Consider the following 25882-nt stretch of genomic DNA (forward strand, 5'->3'; position numbering starts at 1 on the left):
TCCACAGGATAAACTTACTTTTCAATATAGCAAGGATCATGCCAGCATTGTAATCTGCCGTAAAAACTTGAATATATGAAATAATAAAAAACACAATATTTTAAAAATTAGAAAAAGCGGTAAAAATATTACCGCTTATTTTTCATTTTTCCTTCATGCAATAGATTTTTTATTTTCTTGAAAATACCTGTGCATATAAATTGATTCCATAAAAGAATACATCCCTTGCCCTGATATTCCAAGGAGGTAATATAGTTACCACAGAGCATATCAAAAGTTACCAGCTTAGACTATTTTGTAAGGCTATACTTTTCTATTTTTCTCCTCAGAGTCAGGCGGGAAATCCCCAACTCCTGGGCAGTTCTGGAAATATTCCAGTTATTTTGTTTTAATACCCTGCTGATGGTCTCCATTTCCACAGTTTCAAGATTCATACTATTTCCTATGCCTCCAATATTTTTATCATGGAATATATTTTTATCACTCAATATATTGTGAGGCAGATCCTCCACACCAATCCATTCATTCTCTTGAAAAATCATGATTCTTTCAATTACATTTTTTAATTCTCTCACATTTCCCTTCCATTCATGAGCCTTACATATTTCCATGGCACCTTCCGTCATCCCTTTGATATTTTTTTTCAGCTGATGATTATAAAATTGAATGAAGGAATCAATTAATACAGGAATATCCTCCGTACGTTCTCGTAAAGGTACGGTATAAATAGGGACTACATTCAGCCTGTAATATAAATCCTCCCGAAAAGCTCCATTTTGAATTTCCTGGAGTAGATTTTTATTTGTAGCCGCAATAATATTGGCATTAAATTCAATCTCTTTTACTCCACCCAATCTCCTAAATTTCTTCTCTTGCAAAACCCTTAGCAGTTTGGCCTGCAAAAGAATATCCATATCTCCGATTTCATCTAAAAACAGGGTTCCTCCATGGGCCTCTTCAATCAATCCTTTCTTGGATGTTTTTGCTTCCGTGAAAGCCCCTTTTTCATAACCGAACAATTCGCTTTCCTGCAAATTTTGAGGAATTGCAGCACAATTTAAAGCAACGTAGGGTTTATTTTTCCTAATGCCATTATAATGAATCGCCCTCGCAATGATTTCTTTTCCCGTGCCGCTTTCTCCTTGTATGAGAATATACGTATTATAAGATAGATTCGTTACCTTATCCACAATTTTTTTTATCTCATGAATTTGTTCGCTGACGCCTATAATTTCCGTAAAATTTTCATACTTATCTTGAATCAATTCCTTCTTCATTCGAATATATTTCAAATTGTTTTCAATGGTATCTTTAATTTCTTCTATGTTGAAGGGCTTTGTAAAATAGTCGTTAGCGCCCAGTTTCATGGCCTCCACCGCCAATCTTACTTCACTGATATAGGTAATCATAATGATGATGCAGTTTTGATTTTCTTTTCTGATTCTCCTTAGTACCTCAATGCCATCAATACCCGGCAGTTTGATATCAATAATAGCAATATCCGGTTTTATTTCATGAAATATTGACAACCCCTCTTCTCCAGAAGCTGCCGTAAATATTTTTACTCCTGTTTTGTTCAACCCCACCTGAAGAGACAAACGGATACTTTTTTCATCGTCAATAATTAACAGCTTCATCTATGATCTCCCCCTCGAAACAAATAATAAACTCCGTATACTTCCCTACCTGGCTCCTTACGGAGATGGTCCCATGATTATCTCGAATAATTTTGTGAACGATCGATAACCCAAGACCTGTCCCGTCTTGTTTTGTAGTATAGAAGGGATTAAAAATCTGCTCTATCTTATCCTCTGGTATCCCAACCCCATTATCCAGCACAGAGATATATAAAACTCTTTTATAATCCTTCTCTAATATCTTCACTTCAATCGTAATTTTTCCATTTTGGTCCACCGCTTGAATACTATTCTTGAAAATATTTACAAAGGCCTGCCGTACAGTAGCAGGATCAATTTTGACCAAAGGCACGGCATTTGGAAATTTTTTGATAATGCGGACATTTTTATTGCTGATTTCAGAGTTCAAAATATTCAATGCACTATGGATAACGCTCAATATGTTTGTAGTAACAGGCACATTTTTATGGGTTCTTGTAAAGTCTAAGAAATTGATGACAAGGTTATTCAGCATGTTCACTTCTTCCCTTAATGCCATTAACAATTCATTCCTCAGATTTTCGTCATCCAAGTTATCCTTTAATACTTCCAAAAGATTGGACATACCCGCCAATGGATTTCCAATTTCATGAATAATGGAAGAAGACATTTCCCCGATGGTCTTTAGTCTGTCTTCCCTCCGCAGATGTTCCTCCAGTATTTTTATTCTGGTCAAGTCCTTGATCAAGCACACTGTGCTGATTACCTTCCCTTCGTCATTATACACTGGAGATAATGAGATGCTCAGGGGAACCATTGTCCCATCACTTCTGCGGATGCTGCACTCCCGTTCCATAACTGTATTCTCTTCTCCACTGATGTAATTTTTGAATATATCCAGAGGTAATTCCGTATGGGAGGACAAAAATTCCAAGCTTTTGTTAATAAAGAATTGGCTTCTGTAACCGGTGATTTCTTCTGCAGCCGTATTGAAAATAGAGATTCTATTGTAGTAATCAATGACAATAATTCCGCTAGCGGCACTCTTTAAGATGCTATTCAGGTATTTCTTTATATCATATTCTCTTTTATGCAGATTCTTTAAAGCTTCCATCTTTAGGCCCAACTCTTTGCGCATATGATGAAAAGCCTGTTCCAATTCTCCGAATTCATCCATGAACGTAATTTCCATTTCTTTGGTTCCCTCATCCAAATCTTTGCCCATACCTCTTACAAGACTTACTAATTTTTCAATGGGGCTGGTGATGGTATGTGCAAAATACATGCTCAAAATCAAAACCGTAATCAATACAAAGACAATCCCGGAAAAAAAACGCGATTTTATTTTTCCGATTTGTCCCGTAATATATTGCTCGTCTTGCTCTACAATTACCATACCCCTATAGTTGGGAATTTTACTGTAAGATACATATACCACGCCCGAATCACTTTTATATTCTCCGATGCCCTCCCCATATGTTTCCATCGTATCGGGGATTTCACGTTCCTCGCCTTTCACCATAACCCTGCGAGTTAGCACTTTGCTGTTGCGCATGTCCTCTTCATGGGGACTCACCAAAAGGGTTCCATCCATATCTACCACATAGATCTTCCCATCAAAGGACTGCTGTGTTTTTTCTACAATTTTCTTTAGGCTGTTTAGGGGTACGCCCCCACCAATAATTCCCTTTATTTCTCCCGTCTGTTGGTCCATAATTGGAGCCACCACAATGATATGGGGTTGATTCAGTATGCTGCTGATAAATACTTTGCTAATATAGGTTTCTTTATGCTTCATCATATATTGATAATATTCTCTGTCTATATAATTCCTTTTGTAAATGATATCATTATGGGGATTGCTGTAGGTAATTCTTCCGTCAGTTGTCATGTAAAACATTAAATCCATCCATTTGTAACTGTTGTAAATTCTGTCAATACTTCTTTGGATGGAAGGCATATCATTATAAGAAGCATATTTTGCCACATATTCCACCGTATCCTGGGCAGCCGACAAGTATTGACTTATCTGGTCCGAAATCATTTCTGTAATCACAGCATTTTTTTGTATAATCTGTTCCTTGATATTCTGGGTAAAAATGTTGTAAGACATATAGCTGGCGCCGGCAATTGTAATAATCACCAGGATAATAATCAATAGGGGAATTTTAAACTTTAAGCTCCTTGTATTCAACATAGAAACCTCCACAAAATCATACCCTTTCTATTCATTTTACATGAAATCCGTCTTTTCTGCCATACCCCCAAAAATAAATAGAATGGGAATCTATCGATTCCCATTTTTTTCTACGCTTCCTGATTTAAAGCTGTAACACCGCTTCGTATTTTAATCATAAATAAGATCACGGCTAATAGTGCTGCACCGCCCCCTGCTGGATAGGCAACAGCTGCCGGAAGTCGAAAACCTTCAGGGGCCATCAGTATATAGGTGACACTTACCGCAGTCATGAAGGTTGCCGGTACCGTAGCAATCCAGTGAAGCTTCGCCTTCGATGCCAGATAAACTGCAGCGGCCCAAAGAACAATCATTGCTAAGGTCTGATTTGACCATGCGAAATATCTCCATACAATATTAAAATCAATTCTGGTTAGTGCAAATCCAACGGCAAACAGAGGTAACGCCAGCAGGAGTCTGCTTTTGATCTTTCCCTGTTCAAATCCGAGGGCATCGGCAATGACAAGCCTTGCACTTCTAAAGGCAGTATCTCCTGAAGTAATTGGACAGGCAATTACGCCCAAGACCGCCAATAAACCGCCGATGGGGCCTAATAAAGACTTGGATATGGTATTGACAACGGCCCCTGCACCACCATTCCCTAAGGCTTCGTTTAATCCAGGTATGCCATGGAAGAATGTCATCGCTGCCGCCGCCCATATTAAGGCAATGATTCCCTCTGCAATCATAGCACCATAAAATACTTGCCTTCCATACTTTTCATTAGTAATACAACGGGCCATCATCGGGGATTGGGTTGCATGGAATCCACTGATGGCACCGCAAGCAATGGTAACAAACAACATAGGCCACAGCGGCAATCCCTTCGGATGCATACTTGTCAGTGTAATTTCAGGAATTTGATACCCTTTGATCACCATCGTGCTTCCAATCCCCACAGCCATAATCAATAAAGCTGCGCCGAATAAAGGATATATTCTGCCGATAATTTTATCCACGGGCATAATGGTAGCCAGGAAATAATATACGATAATAATTGCCAACCAAATGTTTTTGTTTTCAATGCCAAACAATTTGATGCTGCTCAAAAGTCCTGCCGGTCCCGTCATAAATACAGTACCCACAAGAATTAACAGAATCACAGAGAAAACCCTCATGACTTTTTGGGCAGGTACACCCAGATAGTATCCCACAATCTCTGATATACTCTCACCCTTATGTCGAACAGACAACATTCCTGAGAAATAATCGTGGACTGCTCCTGCGAATATGCTTCCCAACACAATCCACAGGAAGGCTGCCGGTCCGTACAAAGCACCCATGATAGCACCAAATATTGGACCCAAGCCCGCAATATTCAAAAATTGAATCAAAAAGATCTGTTTCCAATTCATGGGCACATAGTCCACACCATCTTGCATTTTCACAGCCGGCGTCGGACGATGCTCATCTGCACCAAAAACACGCTCTACAAACTTACCATAGGTAAAATAGCCTAAGACAAGAACAATAATTGCAATCATAAAACTTAGCACAATTTCTCCTCCCTTTCCTAAGTTATAATTCTTTTTTACTGATTATATAGGGAGAACGTTTTTCTGAAAACCATATCGGGCTGAATTGTCGAATTTTTTGTATGAAATGTAAAATAAAGATGTATTTTGCTACCCTAAGAATGCTTTTTATTTGCAAAAAAAAGAATCCCAATCAACGGATTCCTTATTTCTTATAAATTCATCATTTCCCTAAATTTTTGGGCATTGCTTCTGCTTACTGGGATTTTTTCCTCTGGCAATCCCCTCATGGTGATTTGATATGTACCATGAAACCAGTTGTCGATTTCTTGAATCTCCTCCAGGTTAATCAAAAAACTACGGTGGCTTCTAAAAAAGGGAAAATCCTTTAATTTTTCTTCCAGCTCGCCCAGATTCAGATTGGAGATAAACTCCCCCTTCTTTGATTTGATAACAGTATTCCTGCCTTCTACACTTATATAAATAATCTCATAGGGATCTAAAGGAATATGCTTGCCATTGCTGTAGACGGATATCTTCTGAATCTGCCTGGGCTTTGATATATACTTCAGAAGCTCTTCAATATTCACCTTCCCCATATCCCCGCTTCCACGCTTTAATAGATTGGACAGCCGGTCCATGGTGCTTTTGAGCCTTTCCGATGAAATAGGCTTCAATATATAATCTACAGCATTGATTTCAAAGGCCTTGATGGCATACTGATCATAGGCCGTGATGAATACAATGAGAGGGCAACTTTCCAGTTTCATCAATTCATCTGCCACATCAAATCCGCTCATACCCCTCATTTGTATGTCTAAAAATATCACATCGGGCTTCTCTCTTTTAATAATTTCAAAGGCCTTTTTTCCTTCTTCCGCCTCGGCCACAACTTCTACCCCACCATATTTTTGCAACAGATATTTGATTTCCTCACGGGCAGGTGCTTCGTCATCTACAATCATACACCGCATCCTTTTCCCTCCTTTCATGACATTCCTTCGGTATTTTCATTTTCACGATGGTTCCCACGCCAACCTCGCTGGCAATATGCAAACCATATTCTATTCCATATTGGGCTTTGAGCCGCTTGTCCACATTGATCAGTCCTATGTGATCCGTCTTTTTTTCTTCCTGCAGCAGATCTTGTAGCTCTGAAGGATCTATGCCAATCCCGTCATCCTCTACAGAAAGTTCTACATATTCATCTTTTTCCACTGCCCTAATGATCACGGTCCCACCTTCATCCTTGTTAAAAACTCCGTGCTTGACGGCATTTTCTACCACAGGCTGAAGGATTAAAGGAGGAATCATACAATCAATATTCTCTGGCAAATCATAAATAATTTTCAATTTTTCGCCAAATCGGGCCCTCTCCAAAGCCAAATAAGATTCAATATTTTTTATTTCCCTTTTTAAATCAATATCGCCGCTGTTAAACTGCAAGCTTTGTCGAAAATAATCGCTCAAATGGATAATCAGTTCCCGGGCTTCTTCCGGCTTCGTGCGAACAAAAGAGACGATGGTATTTAATGCATTAAATAGAAAATGAGGATTAATCTGGGCTTGTAGAGCTTTCAATTCTGCTTTGGCCAACAATTTGTTCTGATACTCTAATTTGCTCAACTCAATTTGCGTAGAAAATAATTGGGCTAACCCTAGGGCCAGTTGTATATCTACGCTGGTTATTCCCATTTTATCCGACTTATACAGCTTTAATGTCCCCACAACCTTATCCCGATCAAATAGTGGCACAATCACAGCCGACATTAATTTGCACCCTTTTTCGTTGCAGTCAATCTCTTCCGGCCTTTTCGCAACGCGGTATTCTCCCGATGCAATCACTTCCTTCGTGATCTTTGTCATCAGCGGATTTCCCGTCAAATGATGGTCGCAACCTTCCCCCACATGGGCAAGGATCCTTTCCGTATCTGTGATGGCTGCGGCAGCTACATTGGTCATTTCATAGATGATTTCTGCTGTTTTTTGAATAGACTCCATATGGAAACCCTTTCTTAAAACAGGCAGGGTTTTATTGGCAATATTCAAGGCCAATTGGGCCTGGGCCGCACCAATACGTTCATGCTCAATAAATATATTTTGCGTCATTGCAATAAAGATCCCAATGCCTATAGAGTTTACAAATACCATGGGAAACCAAATCAGCTCCACAAGATTGAGGGCATCGGCGAAAGGCTTTGCCACCAGTAGAATAATGATCATCTGGACAATTTCAGCCATAGCCCCCAGGGCCAATGCGCCCAGCCAACTGATTTTCATGTTTTTAATCATGCGGCTTCCAAATCCCCCTATGGCCCCCTCCACAAAGGTAGAAAGGGCACAGGCAAAGGCCGTAAAGCCCCCTATGTCGATGGCCCATCTGTGTCCTCCGGCAATCAGGCCGCTTAAAATCCCCACAACGGGTCCTCCCAGCCATCCTCCCACGAATACGCCGATTACCCTGGAATTTGCAATGGCACCATGGACAGGGATACCGGAATAAGTCCCTATAATTCCAAAGATACCGAATAAAATCCCCATCGCCAATTTTTCCAGCAGGGAAATATCCTTTTTCAGTACAAGCTTTTTAAATAGTGGAATTTTCGATAACAAAAAAGCCAATATAATAATGATTGCCCCCCGGTTCATGAGGCTGTTCAACAAATCGATTACCATGGTTTTATACCTCTTTTCATGAAGGCTAATGGTTTAATGGTTAATAGCTGATGGCTGATGGCCGATGGCTAATAGATGATAGCCGGCAGCTGGTAACTGGCAGCTGACAACAAGGTGGCCGCTGTACAAAAATTTTTTCCCTGTAAAGGCATAGTCACCTTTAGCGTTGCATGTCTATATACACTATTATAACAGGAAAAAAACAATCCACAAAGAATTGTCTTTCCATCCGTCATGAATAATCCAACAATGCCTTTAAAATATATGCCTTTAGTTCCTCAACATTTTTTAGATCTATCCGGTCGTCTTCTATACTGTGAACCCAATCCAGCCTTGGAAAATATGGTTTTTTCATAAAATAAACGGCATCACATTTGCTCAGGGAAACTGCAGGGATATTTTCTTCCAAAAAGCTGGCAAAATCACTAATGTCATAATTGTTCCAATAGACGCCTTTGTTGTTTTTTTGCACTTCATATATGATTTTTTGAAATAAAATTTCCTTCTTGCATCCGCTTACAAATAAATCTTTTCCCCTTCCGATGCAATCTATATTGATGACATGGGTTTCCTTGGACTTCAGCTCCTTTTTATGCTTCCGAATATAATGCCTGCTGCCGATGAGTCCCTTTTCTTCATTGTCAAATAAAATGATTTTTACGTCATCATCCAAATCTAAGCCATTGATCTCCTCTGCAAGCATCAAGGCACATACCAAACCACTGGTGTTATCATCCAAGGGAGGATTTTGATCTGTTTTTTTGAAGGAATAATTCCATAATATAAAAAAAGCCATAACTCCTCCCTGCCCTGCAATACTTATTTTCGTCCATTCTTTCATAAGCATCCACAGGGTTTCCATTTGTAAAAGTCCTTCCGTCAAGATGCAATCGGCGGTAAATTTTAAAATCATCAACAGGGTTACGGCATCCGTTATTTTTTTAGCTTCTTTCAGCCAAGGCATCATCATGCGCATCATAGACAAAGTGAAATTTCTCAAAGGCTTGATCATCAGACACCCCTTGTCCCGAAACACTGTATCATAATGGGCACATACGATCACTTGCCTGTTTCCTACCCGCCTGCTTTTTTTTTCTAAGATAATATTTTTAGAGTGATAAAGGAAGGGAAGCATTGTCAAAAACATTTGATATTGAATAAAAAAAAGAGAAGCACCTGTATAAACAAAAGTAAAAAAACTGCTGTATTTCGATACAAAACAGACATATATTCCCCACACATATAGAAAGGAATATAAAATCAACCTTATCTGCTCCTTGTAGTCCCAAAGAAATTGATTTTTTTCAATTATTAGTTCAAAATGATTCAGTTTTTCTTCTTTCATCCTTTGCACCCAACGGATAAATTTTTCTTTCCCTTCCCGGCTAGTGCGTTCGTAGCTTGTCAGTTCTTGAAGCATTGCTCTCCACCTTTTTCTTTTTCCATGAGCATGCCCATTCTCCACGCCCCTTATACCTTTGTTCAAATATTTTATCTATAGAAGAAAGGTATGTGAAAAACTGGATAGAATTATAATATAGATGTACAACTTTCCAGTTGGAATTTATTCGATGAATCCGGGAGTATGATATGGAAAATTTCAAGACCTTAAAAGACTTTATCCTACGACATAAATGGTTTTATATATTCGGTATTGTGAGTCTTCTCCTAGTGGATGGCCTTCAACTGTTCATCCCCGAAATATTAAGGAATTTTACAGATACCCTCAGCAGAGGAGAGATCACAACGGATTTATTCATCCGCTACTGCATAGGGTTACTCTCTCTGGCAATCATCATTGCAATTCTTCGATATTTTTGGAGAATGCTCATCATGGGTACTTCGAGACATATGGAATACTACTTGCGGGACCGTATGTTCAAACATCTGCAGCATCTCTCTATTGACTACTTTCATCATCATAAGGCAGGAGATCTCATGGCTAGGGCCACCAATGACATCAACGCGGTAAAGATGGCTATGGGAATGGGTGTCGTCATGATTACCGATGCTTTCTTCTTAACCGCTGCAATCCTGTTCAGAATGGTTGCAACCATTGATATGAAACTGGTGATATCGGCCTTGCTGCCCCTCCCCTTGTTGGTTGTCGTGGTGCTGTATTTCGGAAAATCCATCCACAACAGATTTCGAGCAGTTCAGGAGGCCTTTTCCAAGCTGACGGAGAAGGTGCAAGAAAACATCTCCGGCATACGGGTTGTCAAATCCTTCGTCCAGGAATCCTTTGAAATCCAAAAATTTACAGATGCCAATCAATATCTTTTCAATAAAAACATGGATCTGGTAAAAATTCACGGACTTTTCCATCCTCTGATAGCACTCATCACATCCCTCAGCTATGGCATTGTCCTCTGGTATGGCAGTATTTTAGTTGTCAAAAATATCATTACTTTAGGCGATTTTGTAGCTTTCAACAGTTATCTGGCAATCCTGGCATGGCCTATCATGGCCTTGGGATGGGTCATCAACATACTGCAAAGGGGTTCCGCCTCCATGTCCAGAATCAACGAGATTCTCCATGCAAAACCAGACATCATTGAGGGAAAAAATGCTATCCATAAAGAAACATTGGAAGGAGAAATTTCTATAGAAAATTTGCATTTTCGCTATCCCGGCACCTCCCGTTACGTACTAAGGGACATAAACATCCACATTCCCCCCGGTAATTCCTTAGGTATTATCGGCAGAACGGGATCAGGCAAGTCTACCCTGCTGCATTTAATCCTCCGTTTGTATGAAATAGAAGAAGGGATCATTCAAATTGACGGCATCAACATCAAAGACCTTTCACTGGATACCCTGAGAAAACATATAGGAGTTGTAGAGCAGGAAAGCTTTTTATTCTCCACCAGCATCAAAGACAATATCACCTTTGGTGATCCAAACTTCAAGATGGAAGATGTGGTTGCCGCAGCAAAAATTGCTCAAATTCATGACAATATAATGAATTTTCCCCATCAGTATGATACCCTTGTAGGTGAACGGGGTGTTACCCTTTCGGGAGGCCAAAAACAAAGAACCTGCATTGCCAGAACTATTATCAGAAAACCCCGGCTATTGTTCCTGGATGATTGCCTGTCAGCCGTAGATACACAGACGGAAGAAAAAATTTTGCAGGGTTTGCAGGAAATCATGAAGCAAAAGACAAATATCATTATTGCCCATCGCATTTCTACTATAAAGCATTGTGATGAAATCATTGTTTTAGACGAAGGAAAAATTGTAGAGAGGGGTACCCACGAGACATTGATCCAAAAAGATGGGTTATATCGGCAAATTTATGAAAAGCAACTGTTAGAAGAACAAATTTCCATAGAATAGCGGGTGGATAGTATGCACAATTTCTTCCATGAAGAACGAATTTACAAAAATTATGATGCTATGTTGTTGAAACGTCTTTTGACATACGCAAAACCTTTTCAAGGACAGCTGATCATCTGCATTGTCCTGCTTCTTTTGATTGCTTTTCTGGACCTTTCCAGACCATATTTAATAAAGCTTTTGATTGATGACTATATTCCAAAAAAAGATATCCCTGGGATCCATCGCATGGGCCTGCTGTATCTGTTCATTATTTTTTCTGCCTTTATGTTGAACTATTTTCAAGTGTATTTACTGCAATATACCAGCAATAAAATTATTTTCAACATTCGCCAGGAGGTATTTTCCCATCTTCAAAAAATGTCCCTTTCTTTTTTCGATAAAAATACCGTGGGACGTCTTGTAACAAGGGTTACCAATGATACGGAAGCCCTCAGTGAAATGTATACAAGCGTACTGGTAAATTTGTTCAAAGATTTGTTTATAATTTCCGGTGCCATCATTGTTATGATAAAGCTGAGTTTTTCTTTATCTTTGATCGTTTTTTCCATCTTTCCTTTTCTTGTGGCAGGTACGATCTTATTTGCTCGAACTGTACGCCCCATCTACCGGGAAGTACGTACGAAATTAGCCAAAATAAATTCTGCCCTCAATGAGAATATCGCCGGTATAAAAACCATTCAAATCTTTCGAAAGGAAGGATACATCTACCGAGAATTCAACAAAATGAATAGGGAATATTTAGATGCATCCAATCAACAGTTAAAAATTTATGCCCTATTCCACCCTGGCATAGAACTGTTGAGTACCCTTGGGCTTACGGCTATTCTCTGGTATGGAGGAAATCAGGTGCTGCAACATGCCATGGAGTTTGGTGTATTATTTGCATTTATCAGCTATTTGAAGGATTTTTTCCGCCCCATCGCAGACATGTCTGAAAAATACAATATTCTCCAAGCTGCTATGACTTCATCGGAAAGAATATTCGAGCTGTTGGATACCCCTGCAGATATCCCCCAGCCCCATCATCCCGTTGTCATGGATACACTGGAAGGTGTCATTGAATTTAAGAATGTTTGGTTTGCTTATCAGCCCGGAGAATGGGTGCTGAAAGATGTAAGTTTCAAAATCAATCCCGGGGAAACCATTGCCATTGTAGGCGCTACCGGCTCCGGCAAATCCACCATCATTCATCTTCTAGGGCGTTTTTATGATATTCAACAAGGGGAAATCCTCATCGATGGAATTAACATTAAAGACATGGACCTGAACAGCTTGCGGTGCAATATGGGAATGGTACTGCAGGACACCTTTTTGTTCTCCGGCCACATGATTTCCAATATTCGATTAAACAATCCGTCCATCACCGATGAGGCCGTCCAAAATATTGCAAAATACGTCAATGCCCATGATTTTATTCAAAAGCTTCCAAAACAGTACTATGAAGAAGTTCAAGAAAGAGGTTCTACTTTATCTTTGGGCCAAAGGCAGCTCATAGCTTTGGCTCGGGTCTTGGCGTATCAGCCTTCTATTTTGATTTTAGACGAAGCCACGTCCAATATTGATACAGAAACAGAGTCCCTCATACAGGACGCTATCAAAAAAATACTGCAGGGAAGAACCAGCATCATGATCGCCCATCGCCTATCTACGATCCAGCATGCTCACCGGATTATTGTAATGCACAAAGGACAGATTCGAGAAACTGGAACGCATCAAGAACTTCTGGAGAAAAGGGGAATTTATTATCGCCTTTATCAGTTGCAGTATAAAGAATAGACCCTTTGTTTTTATTGATTATATCTTCTATGCAATTCTGTTTTGATTTCCTCCATATCTATCCCTTTTTCAACCATTAATACAAGAATATGATAAATCAGATCGCTGATCTCATAAATGACTTCCGATTTGCTTTCATTTTTGGCACCAATGATCACTTCACTGCTTTCCTCTCCAATTTTTTTTAAAATTTTATCGATCCCTTTTTCAAATAAATAATTGGTATAGGAACCTTCCACAGGATTTTTCTTTCGATGTTGAATCCTGGCATACAGCATAGGGAGAATTTCTTTTTTTTCATAGCCTTCCATATCTTGAAGAATTGTTGAAAAAAAACAGGTCTCTTCTCCGGTATGGCAGGCATTCCCCATAGGTACTACTTCCACAAGCAACGCATCTTTATCGCAATCATAGGAAATTTTTTTGACGATTTGGTAATTTCCCGAGGTCTCTCCTTTATTCCACAACTGTTTTCTACTTCTACTGTAAAACCATGTTTTTTTGCTTTCTATGGTTTTGAGAAGGGCCTCCCGATTCATATAAGCCAGCATCAATACCTTGCCGGTGACAATATCCTGTATGATAGCAGGAATCAGTCCCCTGTCATCGAATTGAAGGTTTGACAGATTATTCTCCATATGCTCATCTCCTTACCTCGATTCCTTGCCCATAAAGATAATTTTTTAATTCTCTAATTTTTACATCCCCGTAGTGAAATACGGAAGCCGCCAAGGCAGCGTCAGCCTTTCCTTCGGTGAAAACCCGAGCAAAGTCTTCCTTTTTTCCGGCTCCTCCTGAAGCCACCACAGGAATTTTCACCTTTTCAGAGATCATCCTTGTCACCTCGAGGTCATATCCTTCTTTCATCCCGTCAGTATCTATGCAGTTTACTACAATTTCTCCTGCGCCCAATGCTTCTCCCCTTTTTGCCCATGCCAATGCATCCATCCCTGTGTCTATCCTTCCTCCCTGAATATATACTGTCCATTCCTTTTCCTGATTCCTCTTTATATCCATGGACAGTACCACGCATTGCTTGCCAAATTTTAAAGCCGCTTCCGTAATCAGATAGGGATTTTTCACGGCAGCGGAATTCACAGAAACCTTATCTGCTCCAGCCCGCAATACGGCAGTAAAATCTTCCACTGTCCGGATGCCGCCGCCTACCGTAAGGGGAATGTATACTGCTTCCGCCGTCCTTTCCACCACTCCCAAAAATATTTTCCGCCCATCGCTGGTGGCCGTAATATCATAAAACACCAGCTCATCTGCCCCCTCCTCATCATAGTACTTTGCCAATACTACAGGGTCATTTACATCGGCAAGACCTTGGAACTTCTTTCCCTTCACCACCCGTCCGCCATCTACGTCAAGACAAGGAATGATTCTCTTGGTTATCATTTCAATCCCTCCTGCAGTGTTTTTAACGCAATGTGTCCCGTATATAATGCTTTGCCGATGATTGCGCCATCAATACCTAATTTTTCTAATTTTCTCACATCCTCTATACTGCCAATTCCCCCTGAAGCAATTAATTTCATGGAGATGTTTTTCTTCAGCAGCGCCAATGCTGCATCGTTGGGTCCCGAAAGCATTCCATCTTTGGCTATGTCCGTATATATGATGGTGGTAAGGCCTTTTTCCTCCAGTTTTTTTGCAAATTCTACCGCTTTCAGGCCGGAAGTTTTTGTCCAGCCGTCTACAGCCACATAGCCGTTTTTTGCATCAATGGAGACAACAATTTTTTCCCCGAACCGTGCAACAGCTTTTTCGATGAAACCGTCCTCTGCCACTGCCGACGTGCCAAGAATGACCCTTTCTACCCCCAAATCCAGCATATTTTTTATATCTTGGATGGTTCTGATCCCCCCCCTGCCTGTACAGGTATCTTGACGACCCGGACAATCTGACCGATGATTTCTCTATGCTGCGGCATTCCTCGGCAAGCTCCGTCCAAGTCGACCAAATGCAGATACCGGGCCCCTTGATTTTCCCATTTTCTTGCAACCTCCACGGGATCTTCACCGTATATTTGTTCCTTAGCAAAATTCCCCTGTTCTAACCTTACACATTTGCCCTTCCGTATATCGATGGCGGGAAAAATTATCATTTTATCATCTCCCAAAAATTTTTTAGCAATCGCAAACCAGTTTTCCCGCTTTTTTCCGGGTGGAATTGCATTCCTACGATATTTTCTTTCCTGACAACCGCTGGTATATCCACGCCATACTCTGCACAAAATAAGATTTCTTCTTTATTCTTTGGCTGTAGGCAATAGGAATGTACAAAGTATACATATTCTTCGTCACCGATACCTTCTCCCAGTGGATCTTCCTTCCATTTTTTCAACCGGTTCCATCCCATATGGGGGACCTTCAAAGAAGTATTCAAGGCCACAATTTCTCCCTGCAGCACACCAAGACCTTCCCATTCCCCGTCTTCATAACTCTTTTCATAAAGCAATTGCATTCCTAGACAAATGCCTAAGGTAGGCTTTCCCTTGGACATATTCTCCTTCAAACTGCCCACCAATCCACTGGTCTTCAGACGGTCCATGGCATCCTTGAAGGCCCCTACTCCAGGCAAAATCAGCGCTTTGCTGTCATAAATGTCTTTTTCCTTCGACGTAATTTTTACAGTATCATCCAAGTTGTAAAAAGCCTTGTAGACACTTTTTAGATTTCCTACACCATAATCAATAATTGCAATCATTTTTTTCCTCCTCGCCAGAGATCTGTTCTCCCTTCCACTCAAATCAGTCCTTTGGAAGATAAAATGCCATGGATCCGTCCTTGTATAGCGGAAGCCTGGTCCAATGCCCTTCCAAATCCCTTAAAAATCGATTCTATAATATGATGGGTATTCTTTCCACAGATCAGATGGATATGGAGGGTAATACGGGCATGATTTACGAAAGCCCTGAAAAATTCCTCCACCAACTCTGTTTCAAATTTTCCTGCATAGGGATTTTGAAAGGATACATTATAATGCAAATAGGGCCTTCCGCTGATATCCACTGAAACCATGGATAAAGATTCATCCATAGGTGTATATGCCGTCCCATACCGGGCAATGCCTGCTTTATCTCCCAACGCTTCGGCAAAGGCTTTTCCCAGCACAATCCCCACATCCTCCACCGTATGATGATTATCTACCGCCAGATCTCCCTTGCACGCCAGATCCATATCAAAAAAGCCGTGCTTGCACATCAACTGCAGCATATGGTCAAAAAAACCGATACCTGTATCAATCTCATATTTTCCTTGGCCATCCATCTGAAACAAAAGCTTTATATCTGTTTCTAAAGTCTTTCTTTCCACATTTGCCTTTCTCATGTATTCTTCACCACCCCCCTAAGCATTTCTAACAATTGATCATTCTCGTATCTGCTGCCTACAGTAATCCTTATGAAGTTTTCCAGCTCCGGCCCATTGGAAAATATCTTTATGCCGATACCTTTCTCCTCCATGGCTTTAGCTACTTCCCTTGCCCCTTTCACTTGAATCCATAGAAAATTGGCAGCAGAAGGAAATACTTTGATATTTTCTACTTTGCTTAATTCCTCCGCCAAATAATCCCGCTCCAGCTTTATTCTTTGAATGTAGGGTTGAATCCGGTTTATCTCCTTCATGATGAATTCTCCGGCAGCTTGAGATAAAATATTGAGATTATAAGGCGGTTTCACCCGATATAAAATCTCCATGGTTTCTTCATGGGCAATGCCATAGCCGATGCGCAGCCCCGCCAAACCAAACGCCTTCGACAATGTCCTCAAGACGACAAGACGCTTCCATTCCCTCACCAGGGGCACAACCGTTTCCCCAAAAAATTCGTAATAAGCTTCGTCCACGACCACCAAGGCCTTTGTGTTCATCAATATCTCCATAATTGCATCCCTAGATAGGGTGGCTCCCGTAGGGTTGTTGGGATTACAAAGAAAAATTACCTTTGCCTTGTTCTTGTTTGCTCCTTCAATGATTCCCCCGATATCTATCCCAAAACCTTCCAAACAAGGGACTTCTATGGTTTTTCCCCCCACCATCTGAGTAAATATTTGATACATGGAAAAAGTAGGCTTATGGATCACTATACAATCATCTTTATCAATGAAGCTGTGGACAATCATCTGAATGATTTCATCAGATCCGTTGCCGCAGATGATATTTTCTTTTTTCACATTTGTATAGTTCGCCAGGGCCTTCCTTAATTGTACGCTGTCTGAATCAGGGTACCGGTGGAACACCGCCTTCCCTATCATTTCCAGAAAGTCATCTTTGATTTCATGAAAAATGGCATAAGGACTTTCATTGGCATCCAGTTTTACATTCAATACCTTTTGCCCTGTTTTGTAAGGTCTTAAAGAGCGTACAGCATCCTTTATCAAATTATTCATCTTTCAACCCTCACCTTGATAGAATTTGCATGGGCCGTTAATCCTTCTTTTTCGGCAAAATAAATCACTTTTTCCTGAACTTTCTCCAAAGCATTTTTGTGATAATAAATAATGCTGGATTTTTTCATAAAATCATCTACTCCCAAGGGAGAAGAAAATCTGGCCGTCCCCTGGGTAGGCAATGTATGATTGGGTCCTGCAAAATAATCTCCCAAGGGTTCCGGGGTATAATTCCCCAGAAATATGGCTCCGGCATTTTTAATCTTCGGCAGCATCAAAAAAGGATTCTCTGCCATAATCTCTAAGTGTTCCGGGGCAATCTTATTGGCCAGTTGAATGGCTGCATCCATATCAGAAACGATAAATATAAGCCCCCGGTCTTCAATCGATTTTTTCATGATATCCCTTCTGTCCAAACATGCCATTTGCCTGCTTATTTCCTCCATTACCTTTTTTCCTAATGCCACAGAAGTTGTAATCAGTATGGAAGAGGCCTCCTCATCATGTTCCCCTTGGGAAAGCAGGTCAGCCGCCACAAATCGGGGATCGGCATCTTCATCGGCCACAATGCAGATCTCGCTGGGGCCGGCAATCATATCAATATCCACCATCCCAAACACTTTCCTTTTTGCCCTGGCCACATACATATTTCCCGGTCCCACGATTTTGCATACAGGTGGTATGGTCTGGGTTCCAAAGGCAAGAGCACCAATGGATTGGGCTCCCCCCACCTTATATATCTCTGTTATCCCGCAGACATAGGCCGCAGCCAATATATAGGGATGGATTTTTCCGTCCTTTCCCGGCGGTGTTACCATGGCAATGGATGGAACACCTGCTACTTGGGCAGGAATGGCATTCATCAGCACCGACGAAGGATACGCCGCCTTTCCTCCCGGAACATAGATCCCTACCCTCTCGATGGGTGTAACCATTTGCCCTAAAATAATGCCGTCATCTTTATGGGTCATCCAAGAATTTTGTTTTTGCCGCATATGATAATCCAAAATATTCTTTTTTGCTTCTTCTAAGATCTCCAGGAATTCCTTCTCCACAAAATTTACTGCTTCCTCAATTTCTCCCGACAATACCTGAATGCAGTCCAGTTGAACACCGTCAAACTTTGCCGTATAAGCCTTGAGGGCTTCATCACCTTTTTTTTGTACATCGTATAAAATTTCTTCCACAACTTCATCTGCGGAAGAAATGACTTCCCCTTGCCTTTTCAAATATTGATCCAATATTCCATCGATCTCGTTGAGATCCGCCGATATGATTTTCATGGGCTATACTTCCTTTCCTGTACTGTGCATTCCAGTGCTTTTATGATTTTTTCCACCTGATCTGCCTTCGTTTTAAAACTTGCTTTATTTGCAATGAGCCTTGCACTTACTTCACAAATATTCTCCAGTATCACCAGGCCGTTTTCCTTCAATGTGGTCCCCGTTTCCACAATATCTACGATGACATCGGATAACCCCATGATGGGTGCCAATTCTACGGACCCGCTTAATTTAATAATTTCTATAGGTTCTCCCTTTTTTTGAAAAAAGTTTTTTGCTACATTGACATACTTGGTGGCAACCCTCGTCTTCCGATCTATATTGCCTGTATATTCTTCCAAGGCGGCTACTGCAAATCTGCACTTCCCAAACTTCAGATCCATCATCTCATACACATTGGCTTTGGTATCCAAAAGCGTATCCTTTCCCACGATGCCTATATCCGCAGCCCCTTGTTCCACATAAATAGGTACATCCCTTGCCTTCACCAAGACCAGCCTCATCCCTTCCTCTTCATTGGCAAAAATCAATTTCCTGCTATTTGAAAAATAATCTGTAAAGGAAATACCAATCTTTTCAAATAATTCCACGGTGATATCTGCCAACCTTCCCTTTGCTAGGGCTATGGTTACATAATCCATTCAAAATCCTCCCTAATGGATCGAAATATATGCTTCTCCCATCCCTAAGTTTTTGAAAAACTCGGGGACAGTACTTCCATAGATTTCATTGTTTCTTAGATTGATAATTTTTAATGCATCTTCCCTTACCTCAATAATTTCTTTTATATCCCTATAACTTGCATTGCCGATATGTCTTTTGAGATCATTTTCAACCACATCGCATTCTACAATAAACCCTTGTTCCCTCAATTCACTTGCCAGCCTTAATGCTTTGACCCTATTTGCATCCTTATATAAAACAAGATAATCTGTATAACAGCTTGGGGCTTTTTTCATATTGTACATTTCCAACACCTCCATCAATGCATCAATATTGATGCCGAAGCCCGTAGCAGGCATGCTGCAACCATAGTATTTCGTAAGCTGATCATACCTGCCTCCCCTCAATATTGCTTTTCCATAATTCATAATATAACCTTTAAAGATTACACCCGTATAATAATCCATATGGCCGATCATCCCCAGATCAATGGAAATATATTTTTCATATCCATAATCTTTCAGGATACAATATACACGCTCTAGGTTTTGAAGGGACTTTTCCATCCTAGCATTCTGAACATATGTCTTTGCTGCATCCATCACCTTTTCAGGCTTCCCATACAGGTAAGGCATCTGCAAAACAGCTTCCCTCAGTGCATCACATATATGAAAAGTTTTCAGCTGATGGGCCAATTCAGCAAAATTTTTGTTTTCTATCAACAGACGGATTTGCTCCCCTTCCTTTTTGGATAAGTTGAATTCATCCATAAGTCCTTGATAGAAACCGGCATGGCCCAAATCAATTTGAAAATTGGCAATATCACATTCTTCCAATATTTTCACCGCTAGGACAATAACTTCCCCATCGGCATCTGCTTTTTCGTTGCCTAAATACTCAATTCCCCCTTGCGTAAACTCCCTTCGCATTCCGTTTTGTTCATCATTCATCCGGAATACATTGGAAACATAGCTGTACTTCTGATATCCCCCATTCTTCTGGCATCTTGCTGCCACGCGGGCAATCGGTATTGTCATGTCGGGGCGCAATACCAAAATCTTGCCACTGGGGTCTATCAATTTGAACATCTCATCCTTGTTCATGCCCCCCTCCACCATGGAAAAGGAATCATAATATTCAAAGGTAGGTGTCGAAATTTGACGATACCCAAAACTTCGAAAAATACTTTTTATCCTCCCCATGACACTTTCCTTGGCTACATAGGCATTGCAGTGAATATCCGCAACCCCTTCCGGCATAAAATCAATCCCTTTCTCCATCCAATCACCTCCGCTTTACTAGTTTATCACTTTATCATATTAAAGCATATATTTATTCTAATTGTAGTTTTGCCTCCCGTCAATAGGATAAATAAATTTTTTTATGTATTTTTTCAAAAATGAAAAACAAAAAAGCCGCTCTTTGTATAGAAGCAGCTTGGAAAAGAAAGCATCGTACAATTCGATGATTTACATGATTACCCTGTCAATAGGAATACGTTTGTCATAATGGCATGTTTTGCAATAAAACAAATGAACACATTGACTGTGGGGAGCATCATCGATTCGTTGGGTTATATCCATGGGCAAATAAGGACTATAATCATCAAAAAATTCCTGTAGGGCTCCAATATTTTCCATTTGATTTCCGCAAACAGGGCATTTCAGCAAATACACCGCCATGGCATTGCATATTGGGCAAACCTGTTCCATTTTCAACGCCTCCAGTCGAATTTCTATATTTATAGATATTGTTCGTTGCCCATGAAAAAAAATTCAGTCAAATTTATGCAACAGCACCTGTATTTCCTACTGATCCTTGCTTTCGAAAAGTTGAAATTTCGCAATGACTTTTTTGTCCGAATGCACATCGGGATACCATAATTGTAATTCATTGATTCGTGAATGACATTGAAACTGAAAATCCTTCACATCCTGCCAAGCATTTTGGCTTTCCTCTTCCGTCCACGGTCTGCCGTAAATGCCGGCCAAGCTGATATGAAATATAATCTCATGGGAATGAAAGGCCCTTACGCGAAAACCCTTACGGATTAAACCTTCATGAATATGTTCATATATGCTTTTCAGCTCTTTTGTTTTCACGATATGAATGGTAATACAGTTATAGGGACATGGAATATAACTAAAACCATTTGCCATAACCTCAAAAGACGGAATGTCTTTTAAAATTTCTTGCAATGCATTTGTTAGCTTCTCCAGTTCCAGTGAATTTTCATAATAGACGGCATCCATGGTCAGATGAATTTCGGGCTGTTGATCGATATGTAAATTATATTTATCCCAAAGAAATTTTTGTATTTTTCGGCTGCAATGCAGTAATTTTCCCGTGGGTACTGCCACCAGATATACTAAATTTTCCATGATTAGCCTCCATCGTATACAGTTTTAAATATATTATATCTCTTTTTCCCCTGTATGAACATGGTTTTCAAATGTGCCAAAAACATTTATTGGTTCCCGAACAGTAACAAAGCTAAGGAATTCCTTAGCTTTGTTCTCCATACAAACGGTTTAATGTTTTTAGTATTTCCTCTGAAGTCATATTGGAAGCATTCATGGTAAGCACATACTTTGCGTCCCCATATTCTCTCATCTGGTAGGTATCAATGGTCTCCCAAATCTCGTCGACGCCCGAAAATATAATTGCAGAAACATCCGGATCCACCTTATAAGAGGAAATCACCTCATAGCCGTTGGATTTTAACAACTCCCTCAGCTCGACCAGTGATTCTTCCACAGATATTTTTACCCTTGCCGGCTTCTCTATGATTTCAATGTCTTTAGAAGCCAAGCGGTCTATCACATCTAATATTTCATCGGTTGCAATCTTCGACGCATTGATGGTCAAAATATACTGATTGTTGCCAAAATCCATCCATTCCAGTGATTTTATTTCTTCCCAATCTTCATCCACGTTTGACAAGATAAAAACGGAGGTATCTTTGCTTACCTCATGATTGGTGATGACCCTGTGTCCCCTAGACCTCAGCGGTTCTATGATATCTACCAGATCACCTTGCACCGAAATTGTCATTTTTCTTCCCATGATATCCCTCCTTTTCCTCTTTCCACTTGTTTTCATGCCCAAACATCCATACTTTTGCAATGCATTTGTTTACATTATATTTGTGGATTAGACTACTTATCCCTATTTTTAAAATTTTATACCCATAAATCATACACGCATAACAAAATATATTGAAAACTTATAATGTTTTTAAAAAACGCCATATCATTTCTATCTATTTGGAAAAGTAATATCAATACCTATCCGGGAATATTTATAGATAGTACCATAAATAAAAAGAAGGTGAAAAATTGAAAAAAAATTCTTTTTTATACGGTACCGTGCTGCTCATTTTCGTTAATTTTATCGTACGCTTCCTAGGATTTGCATATAAAATCATATTGTCCCGGTGGATCGGCCCCGAGGCCATCGGCTTATTCCACCTAGTATTTCCTGTACTCATGATTTTCATCACTTTTACCACTGCCGGCATTCCTGTAGCCGTGTCGAAACTCACGGCCCATTATATCTCCCTGCACAACAAAAGGGGATGCAATAAGGTTTTGGGGCTCTCCCTATGGATGGGGCTCTTGATTAGCACATTTTTGTCCCTCATTCTATTTTATTATGCAAAATATATCAGCATCATTATTGAAAATAGGGATACCTACATCCTCCTGCTTGCCCTTGTTCCAGCTATTCCTTTGATCAGCATATCCTCTATTCTCCGAGGATATTATTATGGTTTAAAAGATGTGGGTCCTCCCGGTGTAGCTCAAATCCTTGAACAGATTTTTCGAATTGCATTTGTCATGGGCATTTTATTCGTACTAAAACCCCAAGACCCAAAATATGCAGCCACCATTGCCGTTATTGGTATTTCCTTTGGAGAGTTCGTGGGACTGCTATGGCTTTTATTACAATTTAAATACCTGGAGGCCTTTCAGCTCCGTAAAACCTACCGTCTTGTAAAAGAAGACAGTATCAGCATTTTGGGCAAGATCGTCTATATTTCTGTACCCATTACTCTGTCCCGTTTGATTGGTGTTGTCATGCAATCCCTCAATGCCGTTTTAATTCCACAACGGCTCCAGCTGGCAGGTTATCCTCCCCAAGAAGCCCTTTCCATTTTCGGTAAGCTCGCCGGGATGGCTCTGCCTCTTTTGTTCTTGCCCTTTGTTGTCACCTCTGCTTTAGTGGTCAACATTATTCCCAATGTATCGGAGGAGATGACCCATAAAAACTGGCGGGAAATTCGCATGCAATCTGGTTTGGCCCTTCGCATGACACTGCTTGTGGCCCTTCCCATCACTGCCCTGTTTATCTTTTTTGCAGACCCCATTTGTAAATTGATATACAACCAACCAGGAGTGGGAAGATATCTGTCTCTTTTGGCTTATGCAACGGTATTCCTTAGTCTGCATCACACCATATCGGGCATTTTGCATGGCATGGGAAAACAAGTTCTTACGACAGTCAACTATTTCATCGGAATGGGAATACAACTGGTTTGCACCTACTATTTGGTTGCAAACCCTAAATTGGGGGTCAACGGCTTTATCATTGGCTTCATTTCCGCCACCTTTATCCTATTCCTCCTCAACTATATGGGATTAAGGCGTGCAATGAAAATCAGCCTAAATTTCACCAATACCCTCTTAAAACCTGTTCTGGCAACTGCTGTCATGATATTTTTTATGGTAAATGTTTATCAACTGCTTCAATATACTGGATTTGACAACACTCTTCGCATATTCCTTAGCATTCTCTGGGGATTTTTCAGCTATATCATTGTCATCCTCTGTACCGGCTGCATCCATTGGAAAACATTGAAATATCTATTTTACAAAAAATAAAATCCAGTCTGTAGAAAAAAAACAATGGATAAGCAAGAACCCTTGAGATGTAATCTTTATCGCGAATCAGCAAGCCAAATCTCAAGGGTTTTTCTGCAGTTGTAAAATCTCTTCAAAATCTCCTATAGAAAATTTTACGTATCCGTCAAATATATCCTACATATGCAAAAAGTGCTATCTATGAGATAATTCTCATCAATAGGACTTTTACTATTTTTTAGATTGACATACTGCCCTGCATTCTTCCGATAAAGTCTCTGACCAAGGAAGAAGATGATCCAGGGCTTCTGAGTTTGTAAGCTTTGTGTTTGGAGGTTCTTCAAGTAGATACTTCAAATAGTAGAAAGGATTTAAATCATTCATTTTGACTGTTTTTATTTACTATATATCATTGCACTATCCTTTGCGCCATGAGCTGATTTACAGAAAAGATAATTTTTACGGCCAATTACAAAATTCTTGATGAGTTTTCTGAACTATTGTTGATAAGCTCACACCGACCATCCTTTAGAACGTTCCTTAAAAGCTCACAGTTTGACAGACTGTAGTTGGTTGCTTGCCCGAGCCTGCTTTTCTTTACAATTTTAGAAATATTTTAAAATCAAACCCGCTGTGAGGCTGGTTTGTAGGCACTTTCTTGTTCAATGTTCAAGTCATCAAAGAGCCACTGGAACTGCCCCTCGCTGATGGAAACCGATTCCTCTCTTGGGGGACATTGAAAGGACCCACACTCCAGTCTTTTGTAATGGATCCAAAAGCCATTGTTATCCCAGAGCAAAATTTTATAAGATTTTGTCTTTTATTGCAGAATGCAAACAAGTGAGATGAAAAAGGAGCCATCTTTAAGACATGTTCTCCAATTAGAGTAAATCCATCTATCTAAAAAACCTTCATTTTTCAACATTATTATCGTTGAAGAAAAGATAATCTAAGAACTTCATCTCCAAGAAATTCTATGCCGCCTGCAAATAATCTGAAAAATTCAAAAAAACATTGAAAGAAATAAAAAAATATGTTACTATCATTTAGCTATAAAGTCTTATTTTGTCATTTTGAATCGAATATTAGGTAAACCTGTCGAAAGATGGGGACGCAAAGCTTGGATCTATGTCAATAGTTTGGACACAAATTTAAGTTTTTTATTTCAACTACCGCCACCCTTGACAAACTATTCATAAATGCACCCTGACTTTTACCCGAAGGCGATAAACTCAAAGCAAGCTATATACAGCCTTCGGAACAAGCTATTTTAGCATTTATTCATTAGTTTATCAAGGGCAAGCCCTACGGGTTGGCTAGTATTCCCTCAGGCTTAAAATCTAAAGCAAGCTATGCTGCTCTACACATATTCTCATATTGCTCTGGGGTCATATAATCAATTGATGAATGGATTCGTTTTCTATTATAAAACCCTTCTATATACTGAAATAATACTGATTTTGCATGTTCATGATCTATGAATGTATTCAGGTATACACATTCTTTCTTTAATATTGCATGAAAGCTTTCTATACTGGCATTGTCATAGGGACACCCCTT

The 25882-nt window shown here is 40.0% G+C and carries 24 protein-coding genes and 2 pseudogenes; 3 read left to right on the forward strand and 23 right to left on the reverse strand.

Annotation, left to right across the window (positions count from 1 at the left end):
* Positions 1 to 290 precede the first annotated feature (290 nt).
* The 6 genes from AN619_RS03575 to AN619_RS03600 form a co-directional block, all read right to left on the reverse strand.
* A complete protein-coding gene (locus AN619_RS03575) occupies positions 291 to 1637 on the reverse strand; it encodes a sigma-54-dependent transcriptional regulator (protein WP_068555100.1) in 1347 nt (448 codons plus the stop codon).
* Positions 1618 to 3813, reverse strand: a complete 2196-nt coding sequence (locus tag AN619_RS03580; protein WP_068555101.1) for a PAS domain-containing sensor histidine kinase — start codon at positions 3811 to 3813, stop codon at positions 1618 to 1620. Before AN619_RS03580 ends, AN619_RS03575 begins: the two co-directional genes overlap by 20 nt.
* Before the next feature lie 110 nt (positions 3814 to 3923).
* A complete protein-coding gene (locus AN619_RS03585; RefSeq protein WP_068555102.1) occupies positions 3924 to 5348 on the reverse strand; it encodes a carbon starvation CstA family protein in 1425 nt (474 codons plus the stop codon).
* A 191-nt stretch (positions 5349 to 5539) separates the two neighbouring features.
* Complete coding sequence (locus AN619_RS03590; protein ID WP_068555103.1) at positions 5540 to 6301, reverse strand: LytR/AlgR family response regulator transcription factor; 762 nt, start codon at positions 6299 to 6301, stop codon at positions 5540 to 5542.
* Positions 6279 to 8003, reverse strand: coding sequence for a sensor histidine kinase (locus tag AN619_RS03595; protein WP_068555104.1), 1725 nt, complete (start codon positions 8001 to 8003; stop codon positions 6279 to 6281). Before AN619_RS03595 ends, AN619_RS03590 begins: the two co-directional genes overlap by 23 nt.
* Positions 8004 to 8235: 232 nt before the next feature.
* The gene (locus AN619_RS03600; protein WP_068555105.1) at positions 8236 to 9423 is read right to left on the reverse strand and encodes a M28 family metallopeptidase; all 1188 of its coding nucleotides are present in this window, start codon (positions 9421 to 9423) and stop codon (positions 8236 to 8238) included.
* A 170-nt stretch (positions 9424 to 9593) separates the two neighbouring features.
* On the opposite strand from AN619_RS03600, the gene AN619_RS03605 reads away from it, so the two are divergent.
* Both AN619_RS03605 and AN619_RS03610 read left to right on the forward strand, forming a co-directional pair.
* Positions 9594 to 11342, forward strand: a complete 1749-nt coding sequence (locus AN619_RS03605) for an ABC transporter ATP-binding protein (protein ID WP_068555106.1) — start codon at positions 9594 to 9596, stop codon at positions 11340 to 11342.
* Positions 11343 to 11354: 12 nt separating this feature from the next.
* The gene (locus AN619_RS03610; protein ID WP_068555107.1) at positions 11355 to 13121 is read left to right on the forward strand and encodes an ABC transporter ATP-binding protein; all 1767 of its coding nucleotides are present in this window, start codon (positions 11355 to 11357) and stop codon (positions 13119 to 13121) included.
* An 11-nt stretch (positions 13122 to 13132) separates the two neighbouring features.
* On the opposite strand, the gene hisIE is transcribed toward AN619_RS03610, so the two are convergent.
* The 12 genes and pseudogenes from hisIE to AN619_RS03670 form a co-directional block, all read right to left on the reverse strand.
* Entirely contained in the window at positions 13133 to 13759 is a 627-nt protein-coding gene (hisIE, locus tag AN619_RS03615) for a bifunctional phosphoribosyl-AMP cyclohydrolase/phosphoribosyl-ATP diphosphatase HisIE (protein WP_068555108.1), read from the reverse strand.
* Between the two features lie 4 nt (positions 13760 to 13763).
* On the reverse strand, positions 13764 to 14522 hold the full coding sequence (hisF, locus tag AN619_RS03620; RefSeq protein WP_068555109.1) for an imidazole glycerol phosphate synthase subunit HisF: 759 nt from the start codon (positions 14520 to 14522) through the stop codon (positions 13764 to 13766).
* A pseudogene (gene hisA, locus AN619_RS16650) lies at positions 14519 to 15231 on the reverse strand (1-(5-phosphoribosyl)-5-[(5-phosphoribosylamino)methylideneamino]imidazole-4-carboxamide isomerase). The gene hisF and the pseudogene hisA overlap by 4 nt, the downstream one beginning before the upstream one ends.
* Entirely contained in the window at positions 15228 to 15833 is a 606-nt protein-coding gene (gene hisH / locus AN619_RS03630; protein WP_068555110.1) for an imidazole glycerol phosphate synthase subunit HisH, read from the reverse strand. The pseudogene hisA and the gene hisH overlap by 4 nt, the downstream one beginning before the upstream one ends.
* 38 nt (positions 15834 to 15871) lie before the next feature.
* Positions 15872 to 16456, reverse strand: a complete 585-nt coding sequence (hisB, locus tag AN619_RS03635; protein ID WP_068555111.1) for an imidazoleglycerol-phosphate dehydratase HisB — start codon at positions 16454 to 16456, stop codon at positions 15872 to 15874.
* The gene (gene hisC / locus AN619_RS03640) at positions 16453 to 17514 is read right to left on the reverse strand and encodes a histidinol-phosphate transaminase (RefSeq protein ID WP_068555112.1); all 1062 of its coding nucleotides are present in this window, start codon (positions 17512 to 17514) and stop codon (positions 16453 to 16455) included. Before hisC ends, hisB begins: the two co-directional genes overlap by 4 nt.
* Complete coding sequence (gene hisD / locus AN619_RS03645; RefSeq protein ID WP_068555113.1) at positions 17511 to 18797, reverse strand: histidinol dehydrogenase; 1287 nt, start codon at positions 18795 to 18797, stop codon at positions 17511 to 17513. The genes hisC and hisD overlap by 4 nt, the downstream gene beginning before the upstream one ends.
* Complete coding sequence (gene hisG, locus AN619_RS03650; RefSeq protein WP_068555114.1) at positions 18794 to 19438, reverse strand: ATP phosphoribosyltransferase; 645 nt, start codon at positions 19436 to 19438, stop codon at positions 18794 to 18796. The genes hisD and hisG overlap by 4 nt, the downstream gene beginning before the upstream one ends.
* Positions 19439 to 19450: 12 nt before the next feature.
* A complete protein-coding gene (gene hisZ / locus AN619_RS03655) occupies positions 19451 to 20740 on the reverse strand; it encodes an ATP phosphoribosyltransferase regulatory subunit (protein ID WP_068555115.1) in 1290 nt (429 codons plus the stop codon).
* A 189-nt stretch (positions 20741 to 20929) separates the two neighbouring features.
* Positions 20930 to 21172 carry a hypothetical protein gene (locus tag AN619_RS03660; protein WP_068555116.1) on the reverse strand — a complete coding sequence of 81 codons (243 nt, stop codon included), beginning with the start codon at positions 21170 to 21172 and terminating at the stop codon, positions 20930 to 20932.
* Between the two features lie 96 nt (positions 21173 to 21268).
* Entirely contained in the window at positions 21269 to 21841 is a 573-nt protein-coding gene (locus AN619_RS03665; RefSeq protein WP_068555117.1) for a 2'-5' RNA ligase family protein, read from the reverse strand.
* Positions 21842 to 21965: 124 nt separating this feature from the next.
* Positions 21966 to 22526, reverse strand: coding sequence for a YkuS family protein (locus AN619_RS03670; RefSeq protein ID WP_068555118.1), 561 nt, complete (start codon positions 22524 to 22526; stop codon positions 21966 to 21968).
* 272 nt (positions 22527 to 22798) lie between these two features.
* Between AN619_RS03670 and spoVB the strand changes: the two genes are divergently transcribed.
* Positions 22799 to 24343, forward strand: a complete 1545-nt coding sequence (spoVB, locus tag AN619_RS03675; RefSeq protein WP_068555119.1) for a stage V sporulation protein B — start codon at positions 22799 to 22801, stop codon at positions 24341 to 24343.
* Between the two features lie 210 nt (positions 24344 to 24553).
* On the opposite strand, the gene AN619_RS16655 is transcribed toward spoVB, so the two are convergent.
* From AN619_RS16655 to AN619_RS03680, 5 genes and pseudogenes are all read right to left on the reverse strand, one after another.
* Complete coding sequence (locus tag AN619_RS16655) at positions 24554 to 24721, reverse strand: transposase domain-containing protein (protein WP_408645596.1); 168 nt, start codon at positions 24719 to 24721, stop codon at positions 24554 to 24556.
* Positions 24722 to 24791: 70 nt separating this feature from the next.
* Positions 24792 to 24935, reverse strand: a complete 144-nt coding sequence (locus AN619_RS16660) for an IS66 family transposase (RefSeq protein ID WP_157064894.1) — start codon at positions 24933 to 24935, stop codon at positions 24792 to 24794.
* A 9-nt stretch (positions 24936 to 24944) separates the two neighbouring features.
* A complete protein-coding gene (tnpB, locus tag AN619_RS16665) occupies positions 24945 to 25121 on the reverse strand; it encodes an IS66 family insertion sequence element accessory protein TnpB (protein WP_198153227.1) in 177 nt (58 codons plus the stop codon).
* Positions 25058 to 25222: pseudogene (locus AN619_RS16670) on the reverse strand (hypothetical protein); the annotation flags it as partial. The gene tnpB and the pseudogene AN619_RS16670, both read right to left, overlap by 64 nt.
* A 450-nt stretch (positions 25223 to 25672) precedes the next feature.
* The coding region (locus tag AN619_RS03680) for an IS3 family transposase (protein ID WP_157064892.1) at positions 25673 to 25882 on the reverse strand (210 nt) is incomplete at its 5' end.

This window comes from Thermotalea metallivorans, assembly GCF_001562415.1.
In the GTDB taxonomy this organism is placed as follows: domain Bacteria; phylum Bacillota; class Clostridia; order Peptostreptococcales; family Thermotaleaceae; genus Thermotalea; species Thermotalea metallivorans.

Excerpts from the sequence above, each read along its gene's own strand:
- AN619_RS03575 (WP_068555100.1), bottom strand. The coding sequence starts at position 1,637 with ATGAAGCTGTTAATTATTGACGATGAAAAAAGTATCCGTTTGTCTCTT.
- AN619_RS03580 (WP_068555101.1), bottom strand. The coding sequence starts at position 3,813 with ATGTTGAATACAAGGAGCTTAAAGTTTAAAATTCCCCTATTGATTATT.
- AN619_RS03590 (WP_068555103.1), bottom strand. The coding sequence starts at position 6,301 with ATGCGGTGTATGATTGTAGATGACGAAGCACCTGCCCGTGAGGAAATC.
- AN619_RS03595 (WP_068555104.1), bottom strand. The coding sequence starts at position 8,003 with ATGGTAATCGATTTGTTGAACAGCCTCATGAACCGGGGGGCAATCATT.
- AN619_RS03600 (WP_068555105.1), bottom strand. The coding sequence starts at position 9,423 with ATGCTTCAAGAACTGACAAGCTACGAACGCACTAGCCGGGAAGGGAAA.
- AN619_RS03605 (WP_068555106.1), top strand. The coding sequence starts at position 9,594 with ATGGAAAATTTCAAGACCTTAAAAGACTTTATCCTACGACATAAATGG.
- AN619_RS03610 (WP_068555107.1), top strand. The coding sequence starts at position 11,355 with ATGCACAATTTCTTCCATGAAGAACGAATTTACAAAAATTATGATGCT.
- hisIE (WP_068555108.1), bottom strand. The coding sequence starts at position 13,759 with ATGGAGAATAATCTGTCAAACCTTCAATTCGATGACAGGGGACTGATT.
- hisF (WP_068555109.1), bottom strand. The coding sequence starts at position 14,522 with ATGATAACCAAGAGAATCATTCCTTGTCTTGACGTAGATGGCGGACGG.
- hisH (WP_068555110.1), bottom strand. The coding sequence starts at position 15,833 with ATGATTGCAATTATTGATTATGGTGTAGGAAATCTAAAAAGTGTCTAC.
- hisB (WP_068555111.1), bottom strand. The coding sequence starts at position 16,456 with ATGAGAAAGGCAAATGTGGAAAGAAAGACTTTAGAAACAGATATAAAG.
- hisC (WP_068555112.1), bottom strand. The coding sequence starts at position 17,514 with ATGAATAATTTGATAAAGGATGCTGTACGCTCTTTAAGACCTTACAAA.
- hisD (WP_068555113.1), bottom strand. The coding sequence starts at position 18,797 with ATGAAAATCATATCGGCGGATCTCAACGAGATCGATGGAATATTGGAT.
- hisG (WP_068555114.1), bottom strand. The coding sequence starts at position 19,438 with ATGGATTATGTAACCATAGCCCTAGCAAAGGGAAGGTTGGCAGATATC.
- hisZ (WP_068555115.1), bottom strand. The coding sequence starts at position 20,740 with ATGGAGAAAGGGATTGATTTTATGCCGGAAGGGGTTGCGGATATTCAC.
- AN619_RS03660 (WP_068555116.1), bottom strand. The coding sequence starts at position 21,172 with ATGGAACAGGTTTGCCCAATATGCAATGCCATGGCGGTGTATTTGCTG.
- AN619_RS03665 (WP_068555117.1), bottom strand. The coding sequence starts at position 21,841 with ATGGAAAATTTAGTATATCTGGTGGCAGTACCCACGGGAAAATTACTG.
- AN619_RS03670 (WP_068555118.1), bottom strand. The coding sequence starts at position 22,526 with ATGGGAAGAAAAATGACAATTTCGGTGCAAGGTGATCTGGTAGATATC.